The following is a 26,004-nucleotide window of genomic DNA, read 5'->3' on the forward strand; positions in this document are numbered from 1 at the left end:
GCCGTCTGGAGCTCGTCCCCATCGGCCACTGGTCCGCACGGTTTTCGGAAGGTGCCCGCACGACGATCTTTTCCGAAAGCGGTGCCTACACAGGCACCATTTTACCGCTGAAGGCTTCAGGCCACACCTACAACACCGGTGTCGATGAACTGCCGGTCGGCTGGCCCTATGTCGAGCTTCGGGTCGACGCCTATTCCAAGTCGGTGGATGATCTGCGCCGGCTGGGTATCGATGTCGGCGATTTCGTTTCCATCGACCCGGCGCCGGAATTCCTGGACAACGGCTTTATCGTCTCCCGTCACCTAGACAACAAGGCCGGGGTCGCGGTGATGCTGGCGGCCATCAAGGCACTGGTGGAATCCGGGATCGAGCCGACGGTCGACGTGTTCTGGCTGTTCACCATCGCGGAAGAAACCGGCCATGGCGCGCAATCGATCCTGACGCCCGACATCGCTTCCCTGGTCGCCATCGACAATGGCACCACTGCCCCGGGACAGAATTCGGACGAATTTGGCGTCACCATCGCGATGGCAGATCAGACAGGTCCGTTCGACTTTCATCTCACCCGCAAGATGGTTCAGCTCTGCCGGGACAATGACATCAAGTTCCAGAAGGACGTCTTCCGCTTTTACCGCTCAGATGCGGCGACCGCCATCGAAGCGGGCGCGGACGTGCGCACGGCGCTGATCACCTTCGGTGTTGATGCCAGCCACGGCTATGAACGCATCCACATGCATGCGCTGCGGTCGCTTGCAGAGCTGGCGACCGGTTACGCCCTGAGCCCGGTGGAAATCCAGCGCGATGCCCGCGAATTTGCAGACCTCAAGGGCTTCACACGCCAGCCGACCGCTGACGCCGACCAGACACTCAATCCGGACATCGATGAACCGGTGCCGGAACCGGCGGGCGAATAACGCCCGCCGCCGCGTTTCGCTGCGTCAGCGGTTGAGGTCGGCAATCATGTGCCAGTGCCACGATCCCGGTTTTGTGTGCACCTTGTCTTCCAGGTAGCTCAGCTCGAAACGGTCGAACAGCGCCACCAGCTCACTCGCGTTGCAGTAAAAATGCGGGTGATCCTTGTCATCGTCACCATCCCGGATCCACGTGTCTGTGGCAACTTCCGTCCCGATGCTGAAGTTGGCATTGCGCTTCGACAGCATGGTCCCCTGATAGATCCCGCCAGGTTTCAACACCCGGGCGATCTCCGCGATCGCAGTGTGAACGATCGACGGATCGCCGTGATAGATCACGTTGAACGACAGAACGTAGTCGAAACTGTCGTCGTCGAACGGCAGCGCGGTCATCGGGGCCAGGTGGGTTTCAATCTCCAGGCCATCCGCCGCAGCGCTCTTTTTCAGCTCCGCCAGACCGGCTTCGGAAAGATCCATCGCATGCGTCTCGAAACCGGCGCGGGCGAAAGACAAGGCATGACGGCCGACACCGCAGCCAAGATCCAGAGCTCTGACGTTGCCCTGCTTTTTCAGTCTTTCAATCAGACCGGCAACGTCCGGGTCCGCACGCAGCCAGTCGGCCCGGCCTTCTTCCGTCTGCCAGCGCTTGTCCCAGGCCAGATGGGCCGTGTCGGTTTTTTGTGAGGCTTGTGCGTTGCTCATTGAGACGATCCTTCCAGTATGCGGCTGCGGGCAAGGGTGCCGAGCCGTTCAACACAAAGAACCAGCACGAAGATCATCAGAATGATGGTCATCGCGAGCTGGTAATCGAAAAAGTCCATGGCCACCTTCAGCTCGATGCCGATGCCCCCTGCCCCGACAAGGCCGAGCACAACGGAAGACCGCGTCGCCTTTTCCAGCGCAAACAGCGATGTGGTGATGAAGGAGGGCATGGCGGCGGGCACCACCGCACAGAAGATCGTATCGAAACGGCTCGCACCGGCGGCCGTCAGCGCCTCGGCCGGCCCCTTCTCCACATCTTCCATGGCTTCGGCGAAGAAACGCCCGCAGAAACCCACGGTATCGACAGCGATGGCAAGCGTGCCCGCAAAGGGACCAAGCCCCACCGCAATGACGAAAACCAGCGCCCACACGAGATCCGGCACCGTCCTGAAGAGCGCGATCAGCAATCGCGAGGACGTATAGACTGCCCTTGAGAGCAAGGAGGGCCGCGTCAGGCCCTTTGCGGCCAGAACCGCCAGCGGCAGGCTCAGAACAATGCCGATGAGCGTGCCCGCCAGCGCCATCTGGAATGTTTCCAGCAGCGCCTTCGACAATTGCGGCAGCCGCTCCAGCGATGGCGGCCACGAGCGCGACAGGAAGTCGGCCAAAGCCGGACCGCCCGAGACCAGGGCGGAGAATGACCAGCCGGCCCCCTGAAACGACCAGACCACGAATGCCAGCAGCGCCACATAGGCAACAAAATGCAGGGCCCCGGGCCGTTCGAACCTCTCCGGCAGGCGGGAGCGATTGAATGTCAGGAGATCAGCCATAATGCTTTCCCAGATCCGCAGCGCTCAGTCCGCTGCTGTTCTCGTCCAGAACGACTTCCCCCTGCCGGATCGCCAGAACCCTGTCGGAATAGGCAAGCGCCTGTTGCACGTTGTGCGAGGTGAACAGCAGCGTGATCCCCTCTTCCCGGGTCAGTTGGCGGAAGAGGTCCATCACTTCCTGACCGGCAACCGGGTCCAGGCTGGCAACCGGCTCGTCCGCGACAATCATTCTGGGCTGCTGCATCAAAGCCCTGGCAATCGCCACCCGCTGGGACTGGCCGCCGGAGAGTTGATCAGCCCGCTTCAAGGCCTGGTCCGCAAGCCCGACTCTGTCGAGGCAGGCCATTGCTCGGTCCCGCAGGGCCGTTGCGGCCAGAAGCTGAGACCAGCCACGCATGCCGCCGGCGCGGCCAAGATTGCCATGGATCACGTTGGTCAGTGCCGAAACGCGCGGCACCAGATTGTGCTTTTGAAAGACAAAGCCAACTTCGGCGCGGACCCGTCTGAGTTGACGCTGACGCGCGGAGGAAATGTCTTCACCGAACAGCAGCACCGAACCGGCTTCCGGCTCGATCAGCCGAAGGGCACAGCGCAAGGCGGTCGATTTGCCCGCACCGTTGGAACCGATCAGGGCAACCGCCTCCTCGCGGCCCACGGAAAAGGACACACCGTGCAACACGCTCCGGTCCTTGCCGAACGACTTGCATAGTCCCTCGACCTTGAGGTCGCAGAGTGGGTTCGTCCCCGCGTGTGCGGCTGGAACCGCCGGCGCAACCGCGCCGGCGGACTGGAGCAGAGGCTGCGCCATTATTCGCCGATGAACTTGTCGTATTGCGGGAAGCCGGCCGTGGTGTACATGGACCGGACGAGGTCATAGGCACCATCCTCGATCGCCACCAGATCCATGCCCGAATACTTGTCGTTTTCCTCGTGCTGTAGGATCGCGGCGATGATCGCTTTATTGTTGTCGAGGATCGCCTCGCGCAGGCTCTGCGCAACCGCAGGATCGACATGGGCGCCGACCATGATCATGTCGTTCGGCAGGTCGCCGGAACGGGCGATCACCCGGAAGAAACCGTTGGGGACGCTGTCGTCCTTGTTGCGGGTGCCCAGCCAGGAATTGTGGTTGATACCGATGGCCGCGACATCGCCCTTCTTCAAAGCCTCGTGGGCAATGTTGCGCGAGGTGTGCAGCTTGTCGATGTCCTTGACCGGATCGACACCATAGTCTGCCATCAACTGCATCGGGCACAGCATGTTGGAAGTGGAACCGATGTCGCCGAAGGCCACATTCTTGCCCTTGAGATCGGCCGGGCGCGTGAAGCCGCTGTCGGCGCGCACCACGATGGCGCAGAAGTAATCCGGACGGCCGAGCCCGATCAGCGGGCGGGCTTCGGTCAGTTTGTTGATCACGATGTATTCTGCCGGCCCGGTCACGACGAAATCGACGCGTTTGGCGCGAAGGGCTTCAGCGGCGGCTGTCCGGCTGGTGACCGGAAAGAACTCGAAGGTGTGGTCTGTTGCCGTTTCCAGGGCCTCCTTGAACGGACCCCATTCGACCTGCAGCCGCTCCAGGCCTTCCACATCGGTTACGGCCAGTTTGAACGTATCGGCCAGGGATGAAGTCAGGGAAACGGCGAGAACGGCAGCCGCAAGGGCGGCGGATTTCAAAAAACGCATGACGGGAACTCCTCAGAAAACCGAAACAAAGCCGGCAAGGCAAAAGGAGCGTAACGACAAGCGCCCTGTTGAACGTGACCGTATTATGTAAATTTTACGAAATTTACATTCTGAAAATTTCGAACTTCAACAGGGGTAATTTCTTTTTCTTAGATATATCAATAAATTCTTTAACTTAATTGTTCTCCGGCAAACCTTAAGTGCATCATTGTCGTAAAACTTCATAAAAGTATAATCGTATAGACATCTGAACTCGGCACATGTCTGCTAGTTCGCTCTCCGTTTTTCGGAGGGCCCGATGCTGGTCATTGAGCAATTATCTAAAGTCTTTGGAGACCTGACCGCAGTGGACAGTATCTCCCTTGCCATCCCCAAGGGGCAGATGGTGGGCGTGATCGGCCGGTCTGGCGCCGGCAAGTCCACCTTCCTGCGTATGGTCAACCGGCTGACCGACCCCAGCCGGGGCACGATCCTGAACGAGGGTCAGAACATCACGGCCCTGAAGGGCCGCGATCTGCGTCTTTGGCGGGCGTCCTGCGCCATGATCTTTCAACAGTTCAATCTTGTTGAGCGCATGGATGTGCTGACCAATGTCATGCTCGGCCGCATAGCCCACACAGGCTTCCTGCGGTCCATGACGCGCTCCTTCACCGACGAAGACCGCGCCCGCGCCATCGAAGCGCTGGACCGGCTGGATCTGGTCCCTCAGGCGCTGCAACGTGCCGGAACCCTTTCCGGTGGCCAGCAACAGCGTGTCGCCATCGCCAAGGCCCTGGTGCAGAACCCGCGGATCATGCTGGCCGACGAGCCGATTGCCTCGCTCGATCCGGCCAATGCCAGCCGTGTGATGGACGCCCTGCGTGAAATCAACCGGACGGACGGTCTCACGGTGCTGGTCAACCTGCACACGCTCGACACCGCCCGCGCCTATTGCGACCGGATCGTCGCGATGAAGGACGGACGGGTCCAGTTCGACGGCACGCCCGAAGCGCTGACAAGTGAAAAGGTGCGGCAGATCTACGGCACCGACGATCTTTCGGCCGAGATCAACGAAGCGGTGACCTCAACCTCCCTCGCAACACCCTCTTCCCGCTCGCCCCTCAAGGCCTTCGGGACCTGACCTTCGCGAAGCGGTTTTCCGCTCGCGCAGCCTGAAGCGGCCTCTGCCGCCAAACCGCCGGACCTACCGGCACCAAAGGAGACTTAAGATGAAGGCCTTATTTGCAGCAGCCGTATCCGTTGCCGTTCTTGCAGCCTCCCCGGCCCTGGCGGAAAGCTGGAAGGACCAGTACAAGACGGTCAAGTTCGGCATCCTGTCCGGTGAAAACGAAAAGGACCGGATCGCCCGCTACACACCTTTCGAGAAATACCTGGAAAATGAACTCGGCGTCGATGTCGAGATCTTCACGGCCGGTTCTTACGACGGCGTGATCCAGGCAATGGCAGCCGACCAGATCGAGTTCGCCTTCTTCGGATCGTCCTCCTATGCCGCCGCCTACACTGAAACCAACGGCGGCGTCGTTCCGCTGGTCTCTCGCCTGCAGAAAGACGGCTCCACCGGCTATTTCTCTGTCGTCGCCGTGCGTTGCGACAGCGGCTACAAGACCCTGGACGACCTCAAGGGCAAGACCCTCGCCTTTGCTGATCCGGACAGCACCTCCGGCTATGCGGTGCCTTTCTTCAACTTGAGCAAACAGGGCTACGAGCCGAAGACCTTTTTCGGTGCGATCCCCTTCTCCGGTGCCCATGAGACCGGTGTGCTCGGCGTCTACAACAAGCAGTATGACGCTGCCGCCACCTACATCACCAACGAAGAAGACGGCATTCCCCAGCGTATGGTCACCAAGGGCATGATCGAGAAGGACTCGATCTGCACCATCTGGAAATCGCCGGAAATCACCTCCGGCCCGCTGGCTGCCCGCGCAAACCTGCCCCAGGGCCTGATCGATGCCATGCGCACCGCGGTCATGGAGATCCCGGAAAAGGATACGCTGGCCTTCATCGAGATGACCGGTGGTGAAGACAGCACCCAGGAAGGCTGGATCGAGGTTGATCACGACCGCTACCAGTGGATCGTCGAAATGCGCGACTGGCTGAAGAAACAGCGCCGCGGCGGCTGAGATCGACGCAACCGCCGCTTCAGGCAGCGCCTTCGGCCAAGCCTGAAGCGGCACCCGGTTAAAATGCATGGGCGGCAGTTTCTGAACTCGCCGCCCCTGTTTGCGGCGATCCATCGGCGCTTTCATTTCAATTGCGAAGAACGGCAGTGGCCATGACAGCCCTTACCCCCGCCATCGATCAGTTCGAAAACGACTACGCCACCGCCCGCCGGTCAGCCCTGCGGCTGAACCTGGTGACGACCCTGCTCTTTGCTCTCTGCTTCTTTGCCACGGCTTGGATCGGCGGCTTCTTCGACATGACCGACGTCACCCTACCGGGTGGCGAGCGCGTGTCCATGTGGAAGATCTGGGCAGGCCTGCCGCGGCTGGGAGAATATCTCTACAAGACCTTGCCGGAGTTTCACCGCGTGTCACTCGGGGCGGATCTTGCCGACTGGTTCTGGCGCTGGAAGGTCTGGCTCTGGCTGCTCCTGGAAACGATCCTGATCGCCTATATGGCAACGCTGCTCGGCATCGTCGGGGCCTTTGTGTTGAGTTTCCCGGCGTCGCGCAATCTCTCGCCCAACAGATGGGTGTTGAACGTCACCCGGCGCTTCCTGGAAATCATCCGGACCGTTCCGGATCTGGTCTGGGCCCTCATCTTCGTTTTCTGCTTCGGCGTCGGCCCGCTGGCCGGTGTTCTCGCCATCGGTCTTCATGCCACCGGTGCCCTTGGCAAGCTTTACTCCGAGGCCAACGAGAATGCCGACATGCGCCCGCTGGAAGGGATCAAGGCCTCGGGCGGTTCCTGGTTCGACCAGATCCGCTACGGCATCGTGCCCCAGGTTGTCCCGAACATCATCAGCTACACACTGCTGCGTTTCGAGATCAACGTCCGCTCCTCCTCCATCATCGGCTTCGTCGGTGCAGGCGGCCTGGGCCAGGAGATCCGCGTGGCCATGTCACTGCAGGAGTATACCGACCTCTCGGCCCTGTTCCTGATTGTCTTCGTCACCGTGATCGTCATCGACATGCTGAGCGAAAAGGTGCGCCACCGCATCATCGGCCTGACCGGGAAAGGCATCTGAAAATGACCGCTCCAACACCTGACATCGCCCGCGCCAGGGCTCTGGTTCCAGATGCCTTCACGACGCCGCGCCGGACACGTTTTATCCAGCTTGCCAGCTGGACAGCTTTCCTTCTCTTGACGGGCTGGTGCCTGTGGGATTTCGGCTTTGCTCCGGACAGGCTCCTTCAGGGCGCGACCCGCTTCGGCGATGTGCTCGCCTTCATGTTTCCGCCCCATATCTGGACGAGCTGGGCGGAATGGAAGGAAATCCTGAAGGGCCTTGGGGAAACCGTCGCCATGGCCTTCATGGGTACGCTTCTGGGGGCCGTGATTGCGTTTCCGCTGGCGTTTCTGGGGGCCAAGAACATCCTGCCACTCTCCTGGCTGCGGCTTGGCGTTCGGCGTGGGTTCGATGCCCTGCGCGCTATCGAGCAGTTGATCCTTGCCCTCATCTTCATCCGCGCCTTCGGCCTCGGCCCGCTCGCCGGCATTCTGGCCATCGCCGTGTCAGAAATCGGCACTTTCTCCAAGCTCTTTTCGGAAGCCATCGAGAACACCTCCCAGAAGCCGGCAGAAGGCGTGCGCGCGTCCGGCGGCGGTAACCTCCAGACGATCCGCTTCGCAGTTCTGCCGCAGGCGTTGCCGGTGATCCTGTCGATCATTCTCTACAACTTCGAATCCAACACGCGCACCGGCACCATCCTGGGCATTGTCGGCGCTGGCGGCATCGGCTTCCTCCTCGCCGACCGCATCCAGGCCTATCGCTGGCCGGAAGCCTGGACGATCATTTTCCTCATCATCGTCGTGGTCTACCTGATCGACGGCTTCTCCGGCTTCCTGCGCCGGAAGATCATCGGCGGGGAATCCGGTCGGGCGTGATTTTTGCGGAAAGAGAAAACCATCGAGAGCGTGACGCGTTCAACCGGAAAAATCCTGCATCGCTTTTTGCGTTGCTGTCTCTGATTTCAGAAAGCGAATAGCGATGCCGATAAGACGCGATTTGCTCTAATTCAATCGCTGGGTCACTTTTCCACTGCCTTGCCTCCAGACCCGCAAACCTTCCGCAAATAACGATCAGCGCCTCATGCTCTGCTCGGACAACGGCATGGATGCCATGGTCAAGCCATGGCATGACGGAGTGTGTGTTGATACTGGTTGGTTATCGCCTACCCCCGTCATTGCAGGGCTTGACCCGGCAATCCATGCCGTCTCCTATCCAGTCATGAAGCGATTTTGGGTTTACATGCTCGCCAGTCGCAAAAATGGAACACTCTATACGGGTGTAACCAATGACCTGACGAGACGCATTTATGAGCATGAAACAGGACAAGGCTCGAAGTTTGCCGCTCGCTACGGTGCAGTTCGGCTTGTCTGGTACGAAGAGCATCCTGTTGCGCCACAGGCAATCGCCCGGGAAAAGGCAATCAAGACCTGGCCCCGCAAATGGAAGATCGAATTGATCGAAGAAACGAACCCGGAATGGTTTGACCTTAAACGCTTGCTGAATTCCTGATGATTTTCGACAGTCGCGGCTTTGATGAAAAGCCTTGGCATGGATTGCAGGGTCAAGCCCTGCAATGACGGAAGGAGATTTTTCCAGATCAAAACCAACAATCTCCCGTCGTGCCACGGCCTCGAAGCTCAATCAGTTTCAACAAGAGGCTCGAGACTTCCGCCCCAGGAAAGCTGATCGGAAAAACACGCCTTGGCCAGGGTTACATCTCACAACACGCCTCATCCGTCATGCCATGGCTCGACCATGGCATCCATGCCGCGACCTCACCCACACGATCCGTCCCGAAAAGAACAACGCACTTGTCGTACCGCTGAACGATCAAAGCACCCGTTGTCCGTTCCGCCAGGCCTGTTTGATGAAAGGATGTCCGTTGAGGACGCCGACGTGAAGCAGGTCGGCGCGTTTGCCCTGTGCGATCTCGCCCCTGTCCGACAGCCCTGCAACTTCGGCCGGGGTTTTCGAAACCATCCGGATTGCCGCCGGCAGGTCGGCATGGAAGGCGTCTCCCGTCCCGACAAGGAAAGCGCAGTCCAGCAGCGAGCGCGGGACGTAGTCCGACGCCAGGATATCGACCAGATCTTCCGCCAACAGCGCACTCACAGCGATGTTGCCGGATTGGGATCCGCCGCGAATGACATTGGGTGCGCCGCCGACAACATGCATGGCGTGGCTCTTGGCCTTGCGGGCCGCTTCCAGCGTGCAGGGAAATTCCGAAACGCTGATGCCCTCGCCAAGGGCCTCATCGATATGCTCAAGTTCCGTGTCGTCGTGGCTGAGCAAGGGCAGCCTGTGCGCATGCGCCAGCGCGACCACCGCCGGCCGCACCTTCGAGCTGATTTCGTCGGAAAAATTCAAAAGTTCCTGCGTTTCCCGCTCGGCAACGGCGCGTGTCTCGCCCGTGTCGGCCATACGCCGGTGGAGATAAGCCTCAACGTCCTTGCTCTGGCGCCTTCCCGGCAGGTGTTCCATCACCGACACCATGCGCACGATGTCCTTGCCGATGTTTTCTTCCGTCAGACGCGTGGTCTCGCCATCTGTGATCTCGCAGCGCAGGTGCACCAGATGCTCCGACTTCAGCATACCCGAGGCCTGAAGCGTTTCGAGCGCATCGATCATCGGCGCCAGGATTTCGCGACGTTCCGGGTTCTTGATCGTCGCACCGACGCACAGGCTGTCGAACACGGTGGTGATGCCGCTGCCGATGATCTGCGCATCATGTGCCATCGCCGCCCTGAGCGGGTCCCAGCGCACGTGAGCGCGCGGAAAGACGTGCTTTTCGAAATGGTCGGTGTGAATGTCGACCAGCCCCGGCAGCAGATAATCGCCCTGAAGATCGTCCCCGGCTTGCGGCGCGCTGCCCTGATCAAGCGAAACGATCCCGGCGTCAGAAAACGCAATGTGACCGCTGACGACTTCATCGGCGAGCACCAGCCGGGCGTTTTTGAGAACTGTCAGGGCACTGCCGGAAGGCACGCGATTGTCGGCATAAGTCATGGAAACTCCTTCCGGCGAATTGGGCGAGCGAACGAAAGAATAGTCCGAAGGTGGACCACCAGGAAACATGGCTCCGCGAGACCGGGAGCGAACCAGACCGGAAGCAAACGCGTTCCCGGTCGATCGCCTGATGATCTAGCGCTCTTTCAGGCGCAAATTGTGACAGTCGTTCAACGGATCCATGACAATCCGGAAAAATCTGCGGATTGCAGGCGAAGAGATGGATGATCCGGGCCAAACCTGAAACCGGCGCTCAAGCGTGCCAAAGGCAAGAGCACGCGAAACGAAGTGAAAAGTGAGAAAGGAAACTTCGAACCAAGTCGGCGCTCAAGCAGGCCATAGGCCGATAGCGAAAGACACTTTGGTGCGGGCGACGGGACTCGAACCCGTACAGCCTAGGGCCGAGGGATTTTAAGTCCCTTGTGTCTACCAATTCCACCACGCCCGCTTTTCTCTTCCCCTAGCTCTCCTGCCGGAAAAGCGCAAGAAGGCACCGCAGCTTTTCAGCGCGCAAGCGGGAAGTTTCCACGTCAGCCTGATTTTGCCTGAACAGAAGCTGGAAATTGGGCGCTCGGGGCGGTATGTGAACAGGCAACGGATAATTGGTGCCGAACCGAGCCTAGACGGCTTACAATGCACCGGAAAATTGTGAGACACGGTAAACCCCATGGTCAGCTATATCGACGCTTCGGAAGCTCCCTTGAAAAACACGGGCCAGATACGATTGTACGGTCCAGAGGATTTCGAAGGCATGATGCGTGCCGGGCAGTTGACCGCAGCGTGTCTCGATGAGCTGGCGGACATGGTCAAACCGGGTACCACGACCCAGGAAATCGATGACTTCGTCTACCAGTACGGCATGGACCACAATGCCATTCCGGCAACGCTGAACTATCGTGGCTACACCAAGTCCTCCTGCACGTCGATCAACCATGTCGTCTGTCACGGCATTCCCAACGACAAGGCGCTGCGTGAAGGCGATATCGTCAACATCGACGTCACCTTCATCGTGGACGGTTGGCACGGCGACTCCAGCCGCATGTATCCCGTCGGCCCGTTGAAGCGTGCTGCCGAACGCCTGATCGATGTGACCTATGAATCGCTGATGCGCGGCATCGAAGCTGCCAAACCGGGCAACACCACGGGCGACATCGGCGCTGCCATTCAGACGTACGTCGAAGCGGAACGTTGCTCCGTGGTGCGCGATTTCTGCGGTCACGGCGTAGGTCTGCTGTTTCACGACACCCCGAACATCCTGCACTATGGCCGCCCCGGTGAAGGTGTGGAACTGAAGCCCGGCATGATTTTCACCATCGAACCGATGGTCAATCTGGGCCGCCCGCATGTGAAGGTTCTGAGCGACGGCTGGACTGCCGTGACGCGCGACAGGTCCCTGTCGGCCCAGTTCGAACATTCCATCGGTATCACACCGGAAGGCTGCCAGATCTTCACCACCTCCCCCAAAGGCATTCACAAGCCCGGCCTTCAGACGGACTGAGGCTGCCGGCTGCCTTGAAATCAGCGGCGATGTGCCGTCATCTGACAGCGGCTGACGCAGGAGCTCATGAAAGAGACGACCACCGCCAGTGAAACACCGGCCACCGCCGGCGGCGACCACAAGGGGCACCGCCAGCGGCTGCGGGAACGATTTCGGAAAACCGGCGAGCAAGGTCTCGCCGATTACGAGCTTCTGGAATTTCTGTTATTTTCCGCCCTGCCCCGTCAGGACACCAAGCCGATCGCCAAGGCCTTGCTGCAGCGCTTCGGGTCTTTCCCGGCGGCTCTTGCCGCGCCAAGGGAAAGGCTGAAGGAAATCCCGGGCCTCTCCGACATCAGTATCGATGCGCTTCAGGCCGTGCATGCATCCGTCATCCGGTTTCACAAGGCCGGCCTGGAAAAACGCCAGGTTCTCGACAGCTGGCAGAAAGTCATGGATTACCTGCAGGTCTCCATGGGGCTCGCTCCCGTCGAGCAATTCAGGATCCTGTTTCTCGACAAGAAAAACGCGCTGATCGCCGATGAAGTTCAGCAGACAGGCACGGTCGATCACACGCCCGTCTATCCGCGCGAAGTCATCCGGCGCGCGCTGGAGCTTTCGGCGACGGCGCTGATCCTGGTTCATAATCACCCGTCGGGGGACCCGACGCCCTCCAGAGCCGACATACAGATGACCAAGAAGATCGTCGATATCGCCGGCCCGCTCGGCATCGAGGTACATGACCACATCATCGTTGGCCTGCGATCCAACGTCAGCTTCCGCAGCCTGCAACTGATCTGAGTTTTCCAGGTGACGGCGGGCGAAGTTTGCGCGCCTGTGCAGCAGAAAACCTTTTGACGGTTTGCAGAACCGGATCGGGTATTTTGCGGCTTTACCCTTAATTTACTTAGAATTTTGGGGCATTCCTTAACCCCCACCGACAATACTCGGCCCAAAGAAACCGGGCTCTTGTATGTTCAATTCGTCTAAAATTTCCGGCGGCCAGATAGCAAACGCGATCATCATTCCGATGGTTGTCATCGTCATGATATCCGTTTTCGGTATCTTCGGCCTGTTGCACTGGTCTGCCCGCCTGTCGGACGAAACTGCCGTTGAATCCCAGAACAAGCTGATTTCCGGCGCCCTGCAGCTCACCCAGAACTACATGGTCAAGCAGCAGAACGGTGTCGTGATCTGGGACGAAGCTTATCACCGGGTCAACCAGATCAATCCGGACGAAGGCTGGATCTACAACAATCTGATGCACTGGTTGTTTCAGAATCACGGTTTCACCAAGTCGATCCTGATCAATCGCGATTTTGACGTGCAATATATCTACGCTCAGGACCACACCAACAGGTGGATGACGCAGGACCTGTTCGCCGAGCTGAAGCCCGCAATCGCCAAGGTACGCGCCCGCTACATCATCTCCTTCCGCCGCACGCCGTCCGGGCTCTACAGTTTCGTGCCGCAAAGCAGCGACGCCCGCCGGTCGATCGCCGAAACCGGCGTCGTTTCCCTGGCCGGTGAACCTTATCTCTTCAGCGCAGCCGCCGTCATGCCGCAGATACAGTCGATCTCCCGGGTGCGTTTTCCGCCAACGGTTCTGGTGAGCCTGGTGCCGCTACGCGGTGAAAAGCTGAAGGAAATCTCCGACATGTCGCGCCTGGACGGCTTCGTCCTTTCCGCGACCCAGACCGAACGCGACGGTGTCGGCCGGTTTCAGCTCAAGTCGCCACTTGGCGACCCTATCGGCCTGATCGCCTGGCAGACCACGGAACCCGGAAGCCAGATGATGCGCCGCATCAATCCGTTCCTGGCATTGGCTGCCTTCATGATCGCCGCCGTGGTCATCGCGGTGACCATCTTCACCCACCAGATGACCAAGCGGCTGGCGCACAGTGAAGCCAGGGCCGTGCATGCCTCGCGCCACGATGCCCTGTCCGGCCTGCCGAACCGCGCCCGCTTCCATACGCTGTTGACGGAGACACTGGAGGAAAGCGCTGCCGAGGGAACGAATACCGCCGTTGTCTACATCGACCTCGATCATTTCAAGGACATCAACGACACCCTTGGTCATTCCGCCGGAGACAAGGTGATCACCGCCGTTGCCCAGAGGCTGCATCGCGTCATTCCCGATACCGGGATCGTCGCCCGCATCAGCGGCGACGAATTCGCGATGGTCATCAGGAATTGCGAAGACGATGTCTGGCTGGAATATATTCTGGATCAGGTTCAGGACGAAATCGGCCGCCCGATCATGATTGGACGCCGTGAACTTCATGCAAGCCTTTCCATGGGGGCGGCCGTGGCCCCGCGCGACGGGAACGACCCGGACGAACTGCTGCGCAAGGCAGATATCGCCCTCTACGATGCCAAGGCGAACGGCCGGAACCGCCGGTCCTTCTTCGAACCCAACATGGAGCATCACGTCCAGTCCAAGGACCGGCTGTCACGCGAATTGCGCCTGGCGCTGAAGAACGACGAACTCGACCTTGCCTATCAGCCGCAATCCGATACCTCCGCAAAACGGATCGTCAGCGTCGAAGCTCTTGCGCGCTGGACCAAGGAAGACGGCACCGTCATTTCCCCGGCACAGTTCATTCCGGTGGCCGAGGAAACCGGCCTGATCAACGATCTGGGCATCTGGGTGCTCAACAAGGCCTGCGCCAAGGCGCATGAGTGGCCCGGCATCACCGTGTCGGTCAATGTGTCGCCGAACCAGTTCAAGCATCCGCGGTTTGTCGAGAAGGTCATGGCAATCCTTGCCACCAACAATCTACCGCCGCAGCGCCTTGAAATCGAAGTGACGGAAAGCGTCTTTGCCGGCCGGAACGACTCGGTGCTGAAAGCCTTGCGGAGGCTGAAGAACCTGGGTGTGAAGGTCGCGCTCGATGATTTCGGCTCAGGCTATTCCAGCCTCAGCTATCTGCGCCGGTTCCCCTTCGACACGCTGAAGATCGATCGGGACTTCGTTTCCGACATGAACGGCAACGCGGAGGCCGAGGCCATCCTCGTGTCGATCATTCAGCTCGGCAAAGCGCTCGGCATGACCATCGTTGCGGAAGGCATCGAGACCCAGGAACAGATCCGGTTCCTGCAGGCACACGATTGCAACCGGATGCAGGGCTTCTATATCTCCCGCCCGTTGACGGACACGGCTCTAACGAAGTTTCTGGACGAGTTCCACAACGTCAGCGCCACCGGCTTCGGCACCGACCTCAGCTACCAGGCACGCGCATTAGAAGCATGATGCCGTTGCGGGTGGGCTGAATTTTCAGGCCGTCAGATCCTGAGATACCCCGGAAACACCTCTGTGGTTCCGGGCTCAAACACCAAGCAGCGGCCTGAGTTTGGCGGCAAAGCCATGAAAGCTTGCGAAAGGGGCCGTCTCGGCCGATGTCAGCCAGTCCTGCCCTGCATCAGCGGCCAGCTTCAGTCCCGCATGGCCGAACTCGGTGCGCACCATATCCTTGAACCAGGCGACATGCTGGGTTTTCCGTTTCCTCTGCAAGGCATCGCCTGACGCGATATGGGCATGATGGCGCTCCCAATGCCCGGTCAGTTCGTCAACACCGCGGAGGGTTTGCGCGGAGACTTCGCACACCGGGACCGTCCACCCGTTCGTGCCGCCTGTGTCGCTGAGCGACAAGGCGCCGGCAACGTCAGAGGCGGCCCGACGCGCAAGCGGGCCCATATCGGCCTTGGTGACGGCCACGATGTCCGGCAACTCCATGATGCCGGCCTTCATGAACTGAAGACTGTCGCCCGATCCCGGCTGAATACACAGCACAACCGTATCGACAGCCTGTTTCAGATCGCCTTCCGACTGGCCAATGCCGACTGTTTCAACGATCACGCAATCGCACACGCACCTGAGAACGGCAATCGCCGCAACGGCATGATCTGACAGGCCGCCAAGGCGGTCACGCGCAGCCATGGAGCGCACGAAGACACCGTCATCGGCAGGGTCGGTTTTCAATCGGGTGCGGTCGCCCAGAAGCGCACCACCTGTCACCGTGGATGACGGATCGATGGCGAGCACCGCCACGGTTTGCCCCGCCGCCCGGCACGCCTTGATGAGAGCATCCGTCAGACTGGATTTTCCCACCCCGGGAGGACCGGTGAGGCCAAGCACCTTTGCGGTGGCTTCACCGGCTGCCTTATCGAGAAAAGCTGCGGTTTCCGCATCTTCGGCCTGGCTTTCCAGCCGGCTGAGCACACGTGAGAGCTGCCTCTTGCCACCCGCACGCAAGGCGTCCAGCTTGGGGTAGGCATCGCTCACAGTGCACTCCCTGTCTTCCCGACGGGCCTTCCCCGCCTCATTCAGCTTCCGGACTTGAACTTCAAGGCTGCCTGCGCGGCCGCCAGCCGGGCAATCGGCACGCGGAACGGCGAACAGGAGACATAGTCCAGACCGACGCTTTCGCAGAAGGAAATGGACGCCGGATCGCCGCCATGTTCACCGCAGATGCCAAGCTTGATATCGGGACGGGTGGACCGGCCACGTTCGACGCCGATCTTGATGAGTTCGCCCACGCCTTCCTGATCGAGCGAGACGAACGGGTCCTGCTCCAGAAGACCGCGCGCCTGATAGGTTCCGAGGAACGAAGCAGCATCGTCGCGCGAGATACCGAAGGTGGTCTGCGTCAGGTCGTTGGTGCCGAAGGAGAAGAACTCGGCGGACTGGGCGATTTCCGCCGCCTTCAGCGCGGCGCGCGGCAGTTCCACCATGGTGCCGATCTGATAGGTGAGTTCCTCGCCCGTTTCGCTCATTACCGCTTTTGCCATGGCCTCGATGCTCTGGCGCACGAGGTCGAGTTCTCCCTTGAGGCCAACCAGCGGAACCATGATTTCCGGAACCACAGGAGCGCCGGTCTTCTTCGCCGCTTCGATAGCTGCCTCGAAGATCGCCCGTGCCTGCATTTCAGCGATTTCCGGATAGGAAACCAGCAGGCGGCAGCCGCGATGGCCAAGCATGGGGTTGAATTCCTCCAGCGCCAGCGCGCGGTCGCGCAGCAGCTCCGGATCGGCGCCCATGGCTTTCGCGACGTCCGCCAGTTCCTCTTCCGATTTCGGCAGGAACTCATGCAGCGGCGGGTCCAGGAGGCGGATCGTCACCGGCAGCCCGTGCATGATCTCGAAGAGCTCGGTAAAGTCCTGCCGCTGCATGGGCAGCAGTTTGGCAAGTGCTGTGCGGCGTCCGGCTTCCGTGTCTGCCAGGATCATCTCGCGCACGGCAACGATTCGCTCGCCCTCGAAGAACATGTGCTCGGTGCGGCAAAGGCCAATGCCCTCGGCGCCGAACTCGCGGGCCACCTTGGCATCCTGCGGGGTTTCTGCGTTGGTGCGCACGCGCATGCGCCGCCCCTTGTCGGCCCAGCCCATCAGCGTTCCGAAATCGCCCGACAGGGTCGGCTGCAGCATCTCGACTTCGCCGACGAGAACCTGACCGGTGGCACCATCAATGGTGATGATGTCCCCTTCCCTGAGCTGCCGGCCGGCAGCGTTGATCAGGCCGTTGCGGTAGTCGATGCGCAGCATCCCTGCCCCGGCGACGCAAGGCTTGCCCATGCCGCGGGCAACCACGGCCGCGTGGCTGGTCATGCCGCCTCGGCTGGTCAGGATGCCTTCGGCCGCATGCATGCCGTGAATGTCCTCCGGGCTGGTCTCGACCCGCACGAGGATGACCTTCCGGCCTTCCGACTTGGCCTTTTCCGCTTCGTCAGAGGAAAAGACGATGGCACCGGACGCAGCGCCGGGCGATGCCGGCAGGCCCGTGGTGATCACGTCGCGCTTTGCTTTCGGGTCGATGGTCGGGTGCAGGAGCTGATCGAGCGCGGCCGGTTCAACACGGCCAATGGCCTCTTCCTCACCCAGCAGCCCTTCCGCCACCATGTCGACCGCGATCTTCAGCGCCGCCTTGGCGGTGCGCTTGCCAGACCGGGTCTGCAGCATCCAGAGCTTGCCCTTTTCGATGGTGAATTCCAGATCCTGCATGTCCCGGTAATGTGCTTCCAGTCTGGCGCAGTAGGTCTGGAATTCGGCAAAGGCCTCCGGCATCAGCGCTTCCAGCGACGGGCTGGAAGAGCCTGCCTCGATGCGGGCCTTCTCGGTAATGTCCTGCGGCGTGCGGATACCGGCAACCACGTCCTCGCCCTGGGCGTTGACCAGGAACTCGCCATAAAGGGCGTTTTCGCCGGTGGACGGATTGCGCGTGAAGGCAACACCGGTGGCAGAGCTTTCGCCCATGTTGCCGAAGACCATGGCCTGAACGTTGACAGCCGTGCCCCAGGACGACGGCAGATCATGCAGGCGGCGATAGGTCACGGCACGCGGCACCATCCAGGAACTGAACACGGCGCCGATGGCGCCCCAGAGCTGCTCCTGCGGATCCTGTGGGAACGGCTTTTCCAGCTCTTCTTCCACCAGAGCCTTGAATTTTTCGATGATGCCTAGCCAGGCATCCGCATCGATTTGCGTATCGAGCGTCAGTTCGTTGCGTTCCTTGTACTCTTCCAGAATTTCTTCGAACTCGTGATGATCGAGCCCCAGAACCACGTCGGAGTACATCTGGATGAAGCGGCGGTAGCTGTCGTAGGCAAAGCGCCGGTCGCCCGCTTCGCGCGCGATGGCTTCCACCGTCTGGTCGTTGAGGCCAAGGTTGAGGACAGTATCCATCATGCCGGGCATGGAAACACGGGCGCCGGAGCGCACCGAAACCAGCAGCGGCCGCTGCGGATCGCCAAACTTGCGATTGGTTGCCTCGCCAACTTTCTCCAGCGCTTCGGCAACCTGGGCCGTCAGCGTGTCCGGATAGGATTTCTCATGCTCGTAGTACCAGGTGCAGACTTCCGTGGTGATGGTGAAGCCGGGCGGCACGGGCAGACCCAGGCTGCTCATTTCAGCAAGGTTCGCGCCCTTCCCACCGAGAAGATTACGCATCTCCGCAGCACCTTCTGCAGCACCATTGCCGAAACTGTAGACCCACTTGGTCATCTGACACTCTCCTCGCCTAGTTCGATCTGCGGCTCATCTCACGCAGCCAACTCGCATTATCATTCCGGCATTGACCGGAACGCACTTGCCCGATCTTTTTGCACTGCACATTCCTGCTACGGCAACTGCTTGTCTTCAAGCCCTTTTTCCGCGAAAGCGATTATGATTGGTCGTAAGTCTTAGCATTTTTGACGTTGGGCAAAATCAAATGGATTTAAACCCGCAGAAAGTTATCCCGGCCGCCTTGCCGGTCAGCCTTAAAGACGCCATTGTCAAAAGCAATAAGCAGTAAATCCATCAGATTCAGGGATAGAAGTGCGAACAATGATGACAAATCCGACCGGTGCCGTTTCGACCAGGGCTCGCAATCCGCTCCGCCAGAAACTGCTTGCGCTGGTCAGTGTACTCGCCCTTCTTCCTGCGACGGCTCTTGCTGAAACAAGCACCGAGGTGGAAACCCTTGGCACACCGTCCGATCTGCCATTCACCCTGTCCGGCAGCTATCTGTCGGGACGGCTTGCTGGTTTTCAGAAAGACTACGCACAGGCTGCTGCATTCTATGAAGAAACCCTGGCGGCCGATCCCAGCAACACCATGCTGCTGGAGCGCACCTTTCTCCTGAAGCTGGCGAATGGCGACGTCGAACAGGCCGTCGTCTATTCCAAGGAACTGGAAAGCGCCGGCCTGCAGAATTTCCTCGCCCAGCTCACGCTCGGCGCACAGGAAATGCTGGACGGCCGCTATGACAAAGCCAACGAAGAGTTGGAACGCGGCCGCAACGGCCCGCTCGCCCAGCTTTCCATCGGCATTTCCCGCGCCTGGACCCTTTACGGCAGCGGCAAGATCGACGAAGCCGTCGCCTTGATTGACGGGCTTGAAGGACCGGACTGGTTCGAGGTGTTCAAGTCGACCCACAAGGCGCATCTGCTGTTTGCCGCGGGCCGCAACAAGGAAGCGCTGGAAGCCGCCGAAAGTGCCTATGCCGTCGACCAGGGCGCCCTGCGCGTGGTGGACGCCTATACCCGTCTTCTGGCTGCAAACGGACGCCAGAAAGAAGCGCTTGATGTGCTCGATCAATACGACGAGCAGTTCCGCGGTCATCCCAAGCTCGACCAGACCCGCGAGGCCATCACCAGCGGCGAGATCATCCCGCCGATGGTCACCGACCCGGCCGCGGGCATGGCGGAAATCCTTTATGGCCTTGGCGCGGTGATCGGCCGTGACGGCGGTGAAGAACTCTCCACCTCTTATCTTCAACTCGCGCTTTATCTGGATCCCAAGGCCGAATTCGCGGCCATTGCCCTTGGCAGCGTCTTCGAACGTATGGAACAGCCGGATCGGGCAATCGAAGCCCTGATGATGGTGCCGGAAGACAGCGTGCTCAAGCGTGAGGCCGAAATTCAGGTCGGCATGAACTACAACGCCCTGGACATGTTGGACGAAGCCCGCAGCCATCTGGAAGAGCTGATCAAACAGGATCCGTCGGATCTTGAAGCCGTGATTGCGCTTGGCAACATCCTGCGCGCGCACGAGATCTATGACGAAGCGGAGACGGCCTACACCAAGGGCCTCGACACCATTTCCGACCTGGAAAGCCAGCACTGGCTGCTGCTGTACTTCCGCGGCATCGCCCGCGAAAGACTGGGGAAATGGGAACTGGCGGAGGCCGATTTCCGCAAGGCGCTTGAACTCAACGAAGATCAGCCGCTTGTACTGAACTATCTCGGCTATTCCCTGGTCGATCAGGGCCTCAAGCTCGATGAAGCCCTGGGCATGATCCAGAAGGCGGTCGAACTGCGGCCGACGGACGGCTATATCGTCGACAGCCTTGGCTGGGTTTATTTCCGCCTCGGACGGTACGAGGAAGCGGTGAAGGAACTGGAGCGGGCTATCGAGCTGCGCCCGGCCGATCCGGTCATAAACGATCACCTGGGCGATGCCTATTGGATGGTCGGCCGCCGCAACGAGGCGCGTTTCCAGTGGAACCACGCCCGTGACCTCGGACCGACCGCGGAAGAACTGCCGAAGATCCTCGAAAAGATTGCAGATGGGCTGCAGGAGGTTCCAGGCACAGACGCTGCCAAAGCCGAAAACGGCAAGAACGGCGGCTAACCGGACAACTGCCATGGCCCTCGCCTCAAAGTCTTCCTCCCGGGTGGAACTGGCCCGGGCCAAGGTCAATTTGGCACTGCATATCACGGGCCGGCAACCAGACGGCTATCACCTGCTGGATTCGCTCGTGGTCTTCCCGCAGATCGGCGACAGGCTTGCCATCGAAGCTGCCGACGAGCTTGATCTGCGCGTTGAAGGCCCGTTCGCACGGGATCTGACCGGTCCGGTCGAAGACAACCTCATCCTGAAAGCGGTGCGAAGCTTTGCGGAAAAGGCCGGTATCGATGTTCCGAAGGTCCGCCTGACCCTGACCAAACGCCTGCCCGTCGCTTCCGGCATCGGCGGCGGCTCTACCGATGCGGCAACAACCTTGCGGCTCCTGGAAGACCTCACCGGAACCTACCTTGCCGACGAAGACCTGCACGCTCTGGCGCTGACACTCGGCGCGGATGTTCCGGTTTGCCTGTTCCCGGAACCCCAGATCATGCGCGGCATTGGCGGTGATCTCAGCACCGGTCCCGACCTTCCGGCTTGCGGTATCGTTCTTGTGAACCCTCGGGTCGGTGTTTCAACACCGGAAGTCTTCAAGGCCATGGAGCGTCGGGACAATGCCCCCATGGATCTCATGCCGGAAAAGTTCGAGACGCTCGCCTCCCTGGTCGCTTATCTGGAGACTTGCCGCAACGACCTGCAGGACGCAGCCAAGAGCCTGTGTCCGGAAATCGGTCAGGTACTGTCCGAACTGGAAGCCGAGCCTCGCATCGACCTTGCAAGGATGTCGGGCTCCGGCGCGACCTGTTTCGGCCTGTGCGAACTGAAGGACGCCATGGAGATCGAACGCACGTTGCGCTCCGCCCATCCAGACTGGTGGATCGCCTCCGGGCCACTTTCTTGAAGCCACACTGTTTCAACCGGTAAAGGTCAGGAAAAAAGCCGCCATTTCGAAAAATGGCGGCTCTTTATTTTCACAAGGAAACAAGGGCTTGTAAGCGTCAGCTCACACGGGAAATGCAGAAGGCAACAGCATCGCCCAGGGCGTCGCTATGTGCGCCTGACGGCAGCGTATCCAGAGCCGCAAGGGCTTTGTTGCCATAGTCCTTGGCCCGTTCGATCGTTTCGGACAGGGCGTCGTATTTGTTCAAAAGCTCGATGGCCTGTTCCAGATCGCCATCCTGGATTTCCTCGCCTTCCAGGCAACGTCTCCAGAAATCGCGATCGGCATCCGTTCCACGGGCAACGGCCAGCACCACCGGCAAGGTGATCTTGCCTTCGCGGAAATCGTCACCGACGTCCTTGCCGAGGTCCGCCGAGGACCCGCCATAATCAAGCGCATCATCAACGAGCTGGAACGCGTAGCCGAGTTCCATACCATAGGTTCTCGCGGCACGCTTCATTTCGGCCGACTGTCCGGCAATCACCGGGCCGACTTCAGCGGCGGCAGCAAACAGGGCCGCTGTCTTTGCCTCGATCACCCGCAGATAGTCTGCTTCGGTGGTGGCGATATTTTTGGCAGCGCCAAGCTGCAGCACTTCGCCTTCCGCAATGACGGCGGACGCCGTGGACAGAATGCGCAACGCTTCCAGCGAACCGACATCGACCATCATCTTGAAGGCCTGACCAAGCAGATAATCGCCCACAAGCACGCTGGCCTGGTTGCCCCAGAGCTTGCGCGCGGCAAGCTTGCCCCGGCGCATATCGCTCTCGTCGACAACATCGTCATGCAGCAGCGTGGCGGTGTGCATGAATTCCACACTGGCGGCCAGCGTTACATGGCCATCGCCCTGGTAGCCGAACATGTCCGCGCAGGCGAGCGTCAGCATGGGCCGGAGCCTCTTGCCGCCGGAGGAGATCAGGTGCTTGGCGATTTCGGGGATCAATTCAACATTCGATCCTGCCTTCGACAGGATCAGCTCGTTGACCTCGCCCATGCCGCCGGACACCAGATCGACGAGCGGCTGAATGCTCGGACGGCGCGGCAGATCGTCTGTATATGTTGCAACAACGGCCACTAATGGCACTCCCTGAATATTTGTGCGGACAATATGGTGCGAACGCCTCCGGGGCAAGCCGCCAATCCATTGACAAACTGTTGAAATGCCGCAATCAGCAGGTTTTGCTGTAAACCGTTCGGGCAGGACACTTCGTCCAGCCGCTGGACATGGACCGCTAACGCCGGGAATCTTATGGAAGAACTTGTCAGAACCAACGATCCCGTCCTGATTTCGTTTCTGGAATCGATTCTCGAAGAAGCCGGCATCAAACATTTTGTCGCAGACGGCAACATGAGCATTCTCGAAGGCTCTCTGGCCATGATCCCGCGCCGCATCCTGGTCGATTCAGACCAGATCCAGGTCGCGCGCAAGCTGGTACGGGACGCCGGTCTGGAACATGAGCTGCGCCCGGAAAGCGGCCAGACCTGACATGAACGCCCCAACGGACAGCGCCGGCAGCCCCTCTCAGGAAACGACCCATGACGCCTTTCTCGGCGGCAAGGTCTATGTGCATCAGCCCAAACGCGGCCGCCACCGGGCGGGTCTCGACGCGGTCTATCTGGCAGCAGCCCTGCCGGATGGCACCAGGGGACATGTCGTCGACCTTGGTGCAGGCGTCGGCACAGCCGGGTTTTGCGCCGCAGCGCGCTTGCCGGAGATTAAAGTAACGCTGGTCGACATCGACGAGACCGTGCTCGCCCTCGCCCGCCGTGGGCTGGAAGACCCTGCCAACCGGGCCTTTTCGGACCGCGTCTCTCTTCTGGAGGCCGACATTACGGCCAAGGGAAGCGTGCGCCACGCTGCCGGTCTCACGCCTGCGCTCGCAGACCACGCCATCATGAACCCGCCTTACTACGAGGCGGACCGCTTCCGGGCATCGCCCAATTCGGCCCGCGCAGGCGCGCATATGCTGGACGACCGGGGACTGGAGCCCTGGGCGAAAACCGCAACGGATATTGTCAAGGAAGGTGGCAGCCTGACCGTGATCTTCCGGGCCGACGGGCTGCAGGAGCTGTTGAGCGTTCTCAAGGGCCGGTTCGGCGCAATTGAAGTCATTCCGCTGCGTCCGAGGCCGGAAGCGGCGGCAACACGCGTTCTGCTGCGCGCCATCCGCGCGAGCAAGGCCCCCTTGCGGCTGATGCCGGGGTTCGTTTTGCATGAGGGGGACGGATCCGATTTCACCCCTCAGTCAAAAGCTGTCATGCGTGATGGCGAAGGACTTGGTCTCAGCGCGCGCTGATCCCTTCACCACCGCACTCAGTGCACCACGATCTCCCCGTCCGCATAGCGGAAATCCACCGGCGAGATCAGGGTCTGATGTGCAACGCGCACGGAGTGGATGCGGCCTTCTATTTCCCGTTCCCAGAACACCAGAAACCGGGTCAGTTCGGGAAATTTGGGGGCCAGATCTTCCGTTTGCCACAAGAAGCTTTGCAGCAACTTGGGATGATCGGGCAGACGGTAGAGGATTTCCGCCGTCATCAGTCCATAGCCAAGCAGGCGCTTTTCAAAGTCAGAGCTGGTTTTCATGCCAATCCTTTCTTCTGTGCAAAGAAAGATTGTCACGGAAATCAGGTTAACCAAACCCAACTTTTGGATATTTACTGTTTAAAAACAGAACTTTAGCAGCACTCACGCGAGCCTGCTAACAACAGGTTCGGCACGCTGCAATTCCGGTCATTTCTTCTGGATGGAGGTCAGATACCCCAGAAAGGCGTCAATGTCATCCGGTTCGAAGGCAATTTCCGGCATGTTGTCATGCGCTGTGACGATGCCTTCTGCCAAAGGTTCTTCAAGACTTTCCAGCGGATAACGGCTGGCAAGGTCGCGAAAGGCGGGTGCGCCGGCCTGTGCACTCTGGTCGTCCTTGCCGACCGCGTGGCACATCGCACAATGGATCTCGGCCAGTTCCCGGCCGGTTGCAACGCTTACCGGATCAGTCGGATAAGCTCCGTCAGATGCCAGAACCGACGATGTTGCGAACAGGACAACGGCGAGACCCAAAAACGGCTTGCAGCGCGACACTCTTCTTCCCTCCCTTGAATCAGTTTCGCTTTTATAGAAGGTTCGGAAACAGAAACCCATTAGGGGGAACACGGTGACCGGGGATAATCTGCCTCCAGAACCAATGTTCTTCACCCCTGTCTCCCTATATAACCGGGGTAATCACCCGTTCACCGGAGGAAACATGAAACAGCTGCCGGCTTCCATTGACGAAACTCTCGCCTTGATGGATCAGGCGGGCTATGTGGCCGACCGGTCGCTTGCCACCGTTCTGCATCTGGCCCTGAAGATGAAACGCCCGCTGTTTCTGGAAGGCGAAGCCGGTGTCGGCAAGACGGAAATAGCCAAGGTCCTTTCCGCCACTCTCGGTCGCGACCTGATCCGTCTGCAATGCTACGAAGGCCTTGATGTCGCCTCTGCCGTCTATGAATGGAACTATCCTGCGCAGATGGTGGAAATCCGTGTCGCGGAAGCGGCCGGCGACACCGAACATTCCGAGCTTTCCAAGTCGATCTTCGACGAGCGCTTCCTGATCAAGCGTCCCGTGCTGCAGGCACTGGAACCCTCCTTGTCCGGTGCGCCAGTGTTCCTTATCGACGAACTCGACCGGGCGGATGAAGCCTTCGAGGCCTTCCTTCTGGAAGTTCTGGCGGACAACCAGGTAACCATTCCCGAGCTCGGCACCATCAAGGCGGCCGAACCGCCCATCGTCATCATCACGACCAACCGCACGCGGGAAATCCACGACGCCCTGAAGCGGCGCTGTCTCTACCACTGGGTCGACTACCCCGATGCCGAGCGCGAACTGGAGATTGTCCGCCGCAAGGTTCCCGGCGCCGCCCAGCGCCTTGCCAGCGAAGTGGTGGCCTTCGTGCAGAAACTGCGGGCTGACGAGGATCTCTTCAAGCAGCCGGGTGTCGCCGAAACGCTGGACTGGGCGACAGCCCTTTCCGAACTCAACGAAATGGCGCTAGATCCGGACATGGCATCCGACACGCTTGGTGTCCTGCTGAAATACCAGGACGACATCGAACGTGTCCGCGGCTCGAAAGTGCGTCAGATGATCGATGAGATCCGCAAGGACGCCCCGCACCAGCAATCCATGCCGGCGGTTTGAAAC

The 26,004-nt window shown here is 60.1% G+C and carries 24 protein-coding genes and 1 tRNA gene; 14 read left to right on the forward strand and 11 right to left on the reverse strand.

From position 1 onward, the window contains the following. Nucleotides 1-914, forward strand: a 914-nt coding sequence (locus SIAM614_RS27785; protein WP_006939763.1) for an osmoprotectant NAGGN system M42 family peptidase, incomplete at its 5' end; no start/stop codon positions are given. A 24-nt stretch (nucleotides 915-938) separates the two neighbouring features. Here the strand turns inward: SIAM614_RS27785 and SIAM614_RS27790 are convergent. From SIAM614_RS27790 to SIAM614_RS27805, 4 genes are read right to left on the reverse strand one after another with little or no spacing between them, the layout of a single operon-like run. Continuing rightward, complete coding sequence (locus SIAM614_RS27790; RefSeq protein ID WP_006939764.1) at nucleotides 939-1,613, reverse strand: class I SAM-dependent methyltransferase; 675 nt, start codon at nucleotides 1,611-1,613, stop codon at nucleotides 939-941. Next, nucleotides 1,610-2,443, reverse strand: a complete 834-nt coding sequence (phnE, locus tag SIAM614_RS27795; protein ID WP_006939765.1) for a phosphonate ABC transporter, permease protein PhnE — start codon at nucleotides 2,441-2,443, stop codon at nucleotides 1,610-1,612. The genes SIAM614_RS27790 and phnE (SIAM614_RS27795) overlap by 4 nt, the downstream gene beginning before the upstream one ends. Then, a complete protein-coding gene (gene phnC, locus SIAM614_RS27800; RefSeq protein ID WP_006939766.1) occupies nucleotides 2,436-3,251 on the reverse strand; it encodes a phosphonate ABC transporter ATP-binding protein in 816 nt (271 codons plus the stop codon). The genes phnE (SIAM614_RS27795) and phnC (SIAM614_RS27800) overlap by 8 nt, the downstream gene beginning before the upstream one ends. Continuing rightward, nucleotides 3,251-4,123: a phosphate/phosphite/phosphonate ABC transporter substrate-binding protein gene (locus tag SIAM614_RS27805; protein ID WP_006939767.1), complete on the reverse strand. Its 873-nt coding sequence runs from the start codon at nucleotides 4,121-4,123 to the stop codon at nucleotides 3,251-3,253. The genes phnC (SIAM614_RS27800) and SIAM614_RS27805 overlap by 1 nt, the downstream gene beginning before the upstream one ends. A gap of 298 nt (nucleotides 4,124-4,421) precedes the next feature. Between SIAM614_RS27805 and phnC (SIAM614_RS27810) the strand changes: the two genes are divergently transcribed. The 5 genes from phnC (SIAM614_RS27810) (at nucleotide 4,422) to SIAM614_RS27830 (ending at nucleotide 8,804) form a co-directional block, all read left to right on the forward strand. After that, nucleotides 4,422-5,243 carry a phosphonate ABC transporter ATP-binding protein gene (gene phnC, locus SIAM614_RS27810; protein ID WP_040441349.1) on the forward strand — a complete coding sequence of 274 codons (822 nt, stop codon included), beginning with the start codon at nucleotides 4,422-4,424 and terminating at the stop codon, nucleotides 5,241-5,243. 88 nt (nucleotides 5,244-5,331) lie between these two features. Continuing rightward, the gene (phnD, locus tag SIAM614_RS27815) at nucleotides 5,332-6,243 is read left to right on the forward strand and encodes a phosphonate ABC transporter substrate-binding protein (RefSeq protein ID WP_006939769.1); all 912 of its coding nucleotides are present in this window, start codon (nucleotides 5,332-5,334) and stop codon (nucleotides 6,241-6,243) included. 152 nt (nucleotides 6,244-6,395) lie between these two features. Beyond that, the gene (gene phnE, locus SIAM614_RS27820; RefSeq protein WP_006939770.1) at nucleotides 6,396-7,310 is read left to right on the forward strand and encodes a phosphonate ABC transporter, permease protein PhnE; all 915 of its coding nucleotides are present in this window, start codon (nucleotides 6,396-6,398) and stop codon (nucleotides 7,308-7,310) included. A 2-nt stretch (nucleotides 7,311-7,312) separates the two neighbouring features. Then, on the forward strand, nucleotides 7,313-8,170 hold the full coding sequence (phnE, locus tag SIAM614_RS27825) for a phosphonate ABC transporter, permease protein PhnE (RefSeq protein WP_006939771.1): 858 nt from the start codon (nucleotides 7,313-7,315) through the stop codon (nucleotides 8,168-8,170). Nucleotides 8,171-8,513: 343 nt separating this feature from the next. Next, a complete protein-coding gene (locus SIAM614_RS27830; protein WP_006939772.1) occupies nucleotides 8,514-8,804 on the forward strand; it encodes a GIY-YIG nuclease family protein in 291 nt (96 codons plus the stop codon). 321 nt (nucleotides 8,805-9,125) lie between these two features. On the opposite strand, the gene SIAM614_RS27835 is transcribed toward SIAM614_RS27830, so the two are convergent. Then, nucleotides 9,126-10,301, reverse strand: coding sequence for an alpha-D-ribose 1-methylphosphonate 5-triphosphate diphosphatase (locus SIAM614_RS27835; protein ID WP_006939773.1), 1,176 nt, complete (start codon nucleotides 10,299-10,301; stop codon nucleotides 9,126-9,128). A gap of 362 nt (nucleotides 10,302-10,663) precedes the next feature. Next, a tRNA-Leu gene (locus SIAM614_RS27840) sits at nucleotides 10,664-10,749 on the reverse strand. A 219-nt stretch (nucleotides 10,750-10,968) separates the two neighbouring features. On the opposite strand from SIAM614_RS27840, the gene map reads away from it, so the two are divergent. The 3 genes from map (at nucleotide 10,969) to SIAM614_RS27855 (ending at nucleotide 15,031) form a co-directional block, all read left to right on the forward strand. Then, nucleotides 10,969-11,799: a type I methionyl aminopeptidase gene (gene map, locus SIAM614_RS27845; protein ID WP_006939775.1), complete on the forward strand. Its 831-nt coding sequence runs from the start codon at nucleotides 10,969-10,971 to the stop codon at nucleotides 11,797-11,799. Between the two features lie 66 nt (nucleotides 11,800-11,865). Further along, the gene (radC, locus tag SIAM614_RS27850) at nucleotides 11,866-12,579 is read left to right on the forward strand and encodes a RadC family protein (protein ID WP_006939776.1); all 714 of its coding nucleotides are present in this window, start codon (nucleotides 11,866-11,868) and stop codon (nucleotides 12,577-12,579) included. A 172-nt stretch (nucleotides 12,580-12,751) separates the two neighbouring features. Further along, complete coding sequence (locus SIAM614_RS27855) at nucleotides 12,752-15,031, forward strand: bifunctional diguanylate cyclase/phosphodiesterase (RefSeq protein ID WP_006939777.1); 2,280 nt, start codon at nucleotides 12,752-12,754, stop codon at nucleotides 15,029-15,031. A 75-nt stretch (nucleotides 15,032-15,106) separates the two neighbouring features. Here the strand turns inward: SIAM614_RS27855 and SIAM614_RS27860 are convergent, their stop codons facing one another. After that, nucleotides 15,107-16,063 (reverse strand): ArgK/MeaB family GTPase, encoded by a 957-nt coding sequence (locus tag SIAM614_RS27860; RefSeq protein ID WP_006939778.1) that lies wholly within the window; start codon nucleotides 16,061-16,063, stop codon nucleotides 15,107-15,109. Between the two features lie 41 nt (nucleotides 16,064-16,104). Next, nucleotides 16,105-18,777, reverse strand: a complete 2,673-nt coding sequence (ppdK, locus tag SIAM614_RS27865) for a pyruvate, phosphate dikinase (protein WP_006939779.1) — start codon at nucleotides 18,775-18,777, stop codon at nucleotides 16,105-16,107. Between the two features lie 324 nt (nucleotides 18,778-19,101). Between ppdK and SIAM614_RS27870 the strand changes: the two genes are divergently transcribed. Continuing rightward, the gene (locus SIAM614_RS27870; RefSeq protein WP_006939781.1) at nucleotides 19,102-20,889 is read left to right on the forward strand and encodes a tetratricopeptide repeat protein; all 1,788 of its coding nucleotides are present in this window, start codon (nucleotides 19,102-19,104) and stop codon (nucleotides 20,887-20,889) included. Nucleotides 20,890-20,902: 13 nt separating this feature from the next. Next, nucleotides 20,903-21,784, forward strand: coding sequence for a 4-(cytidine 5'-diphospho)-2-C-methyl-D-erythritol kinase (locus SIAM614_RS27875; protein WP_040441351.1), 882 nt, complete (start codon nucleotides 20,903-20,905; stop codon nucleotides 21,782-21,784). 97 nt (nucleotides 21,785-21,881) lie between these two features. Here the strand turns inward: SIAM614_RS27875 and SIAM614_RS27880 are convergent, their stop codons facing one another. After that, nucleotides 21,882-22,898, reverse strand: a complete 1,017-nt coding sequence (locus SIAM614_RS27880) for a polyprenyl synthetase family protein (protein ID WP_006939783.1) — start codon at nucleotides 22,896-22,898, stop codon at nucleotides 21,882-21,884. A 174-nt stretch (nucleotides 22,899-23,072) separates the two neighbouring features. Here SIAM614_RS27880 and SIAM614_RS27885 point away from each other — a divergent pair, with 174 nt between their 5' ends. Beyond that, nucleotides 23,073-23,309 carry a putative signal transducing protein gene (locus SIAM614_RS27885; RefSeq protein ID WP_006939784.1) on the forward strand — a complete coding sequence of 79 codons (237 nt, stop codon included), beginning with the start codon at nucleotides 23,073-23,075 and terminating at the stop codon, nucleotides 23,307-23,309. A gap of 1 nt (nucleotide 23,310) precedes the next feature. Next, nucleotides 23,311-24,120 carry a tRNA1(Val) (adenine(37)-N6)-methyltransferase gene (locus SIAM614_RS27890; RefSeq protein ID WP_006939785.1) on the forward strand — a complete coding sequence of 270 codons (810 nt, stop codon included), beginning with the start codon at nucleotides 23,311-23,313 and terminating at the stop codon, nucleotides 24,118-24,120. Between the two features lie 17 nt (nucleotides 24,121-24,137). Here SIAM614_RS27890 and SIAM614_RS27895 read toward each other — a convergent pair whose 3' ends face one another. Then, nucleotides 24,138-24,410 carry an usg protein gene (locus SIAM614_RS27895; RefSeq protein WP_031269297.1) on the reverse strand — a complete coding sequence of 91 codons (273 nt, stop codon included), beginning with the start codon at nucleotides 24,408-24,410 and terminating at the stop codon, nucleotides 24,138-24,140. A gap of 147 nt (nucleotides 24,411-24,557) precedes the next feature. Next, entirely contained in the window at nucleotides 24,558-24,905 is a 348-nt protein-coding gene (locus SIAM614_RS27900; RefSeq protein ID WP_006939787.1) for a c-type cytochrome, read from the reverse strand. Between the two features lie 163 nt (nucleotides 24,906-25,068). On the opposite strand from SIAM614_RS27900, the gene SIAM614_RS27905 reads away from it, so the two are divergent. After that, a complete protein-coding gene (locus SIAM614_RS27905; protein WP_006939788.1) occupies nucleotides 25,069-26,001 on the forward strand; it encodes an AAA family ATPase in 933 nt (310 codons plus the stop codon). The last annotated feature ends 3 nt before the right edge of the window (nucleotides 26,002-26,004 follow it).

This window comes from Roseibium aggregatum IAM 12614 (genome assembly GCF_000168975.1).
Lineage (GTDB): Bacteria > Pseudomonadota > Alphaproteobacteria > Rhizobiales > Stappiaceae > Roseibium > Roseibium aggregatum.

Excerpts from the sequence above, each read along its gene's own strand:
- SIAM614_RS27790 (WP_006939764.1), bottom strand. The coding sequence starts at position 1,613 with ATGAGCAACGCACAAGCCTCACAAAAAACCGACACGGCCCATCTGGCC.
- phnE (WP_006939770.1), top strand. The coding sequence starts at position 6,396 with ATGACAGCCCTTACCCCCGCCATCGATCAGTTCGAAAACGACTACGCC.
- map (WP_006939775.1), top strand. The coding sequence starts at position 10,969 with ATGGTCAGCTATATCGACGCTTCGGAAGCTCCCTTGAAAAACACGGGC.
- SIAM614_RS27890 (WP_006939785.1), top strand. The coding sequence starts at position 23,311 with ATGAACGCCCCAACGGACAGCGCCGGCAGCCCCTCTCAGGAAACGACC.
- SIAM614_RS27855 (WP_006939777.1), top strand. The coding sequence starts at position 12,752 with ATGTTCAATTCGTCTAAAATTTCCGGCGGCCAGATAGCAAACGCGATC.
- phnD (WP_006939769.1), top strand. The coding sequence starts at position 5,332 with ATGAAGGCCTTATTTGCAGCAGCCGTATCCGTTGCCGTTCTTGCAGCC.
- SIAM614_RS27885 (WP_006939784.1), top strand. The coding sequence starts at position 23,073 with ATGGAAGAACTTGTCAGAACCAACGATCCCGTCCTGATTTCGTTTCTG.
- phnC (WP_006939766.1), bottom strand. The coding sequence starts at position 3,251 with ATGGCGCAGCCTCTGCTCCAGTCCGCCGGCGCGGTTGCGCCGGCGGTT.
- SIAM614_RS27870 (WP_006939781.1), top strand. The coding sequence starts at position 19,102 with ATGATGACAAATCCGACCGGTGCCGTTTCGACCAGGGCTCGCAATCCG.
- ppdK (WP_006939779.1), bottom strand. The coding sequence starts at position 18,777 with ATGACCAAGTGGGTCTACAGTTTCGGCAATGGTGCTGCAGAAGGTGCT.
- radC (WP_006939776.1), top strand. The coding sequence starts at position 11,866 with ATGAAAGAGACGACCACCGCCAGTGAAACACCGGCCACCGCCGGCGGC.
- SIAM614_RS27905 (WP_006939788.1), top strand. The coding sequence starts at position 25,069 with ATGAAACAGCTGCCGGCTTCCATTGACGAAACTCTCGCCTTGATGGAT.
- SIAM614_RS27835 (WP_006939773.1), bottom strand. The coding sequence starts at position 10,301 with ATGACTTATGCCGACAATCGCGTGCCTTCCGGCAGTGCCCTGACAGTT.
- phnE (WP_006939771.1), top strand. The coding sequence starts at position 7,313 with ATGACCGCTCCAACACCTGACATCGCCCGCGCCAGGGCTCTGGTTCCA.
- phnC (WP_040441349.1), top strand. The coding sequence starts at position 4,422 with ATGCTGGTCATTGAGCAATTATCTAAAGTCTTTGGAGACCTGACCGCA.
- SIAM614_RS27830 (WP_006939772.1), top strand. The coding sequence starts at position 8,514 with ATGAAGCGATTTTGGGTTTACATGCTCGCCAGTCGCAAAAATGGAACA.
- SIAM614_RS27895 (WP_031269297.1), bottom strand. The coding sequence starts at position 24,410 with ATGAAAACCAGCTCTGACTTTGAAAAGCGCCTGCTTGGCTATGGACTG.
- phnE (WP_006939765.1), bottom strand. The coding sequence starts at position 2,443 with ATGGCTGATCTCCTGACATTCAATCGCTCCCGCCTGCCGGAGAGGTTC.
- SIAM614_RS27805 (WP_006939767.1), bottom strand. The coding sequence starts at position 4,123 with ATGCGTTTTTTGAAATCCGCCGCCCTTGCGGCTGCCGTTCTCGCCGTT.
- SIAM614_RS27875 (WP_040441351.1), top strand. The coding sequence starts at position 20,903 with ATGGCCCTCGCCTCAAAGTCTTCCTCCCGGGTGGAACTGGCCCGGGCC.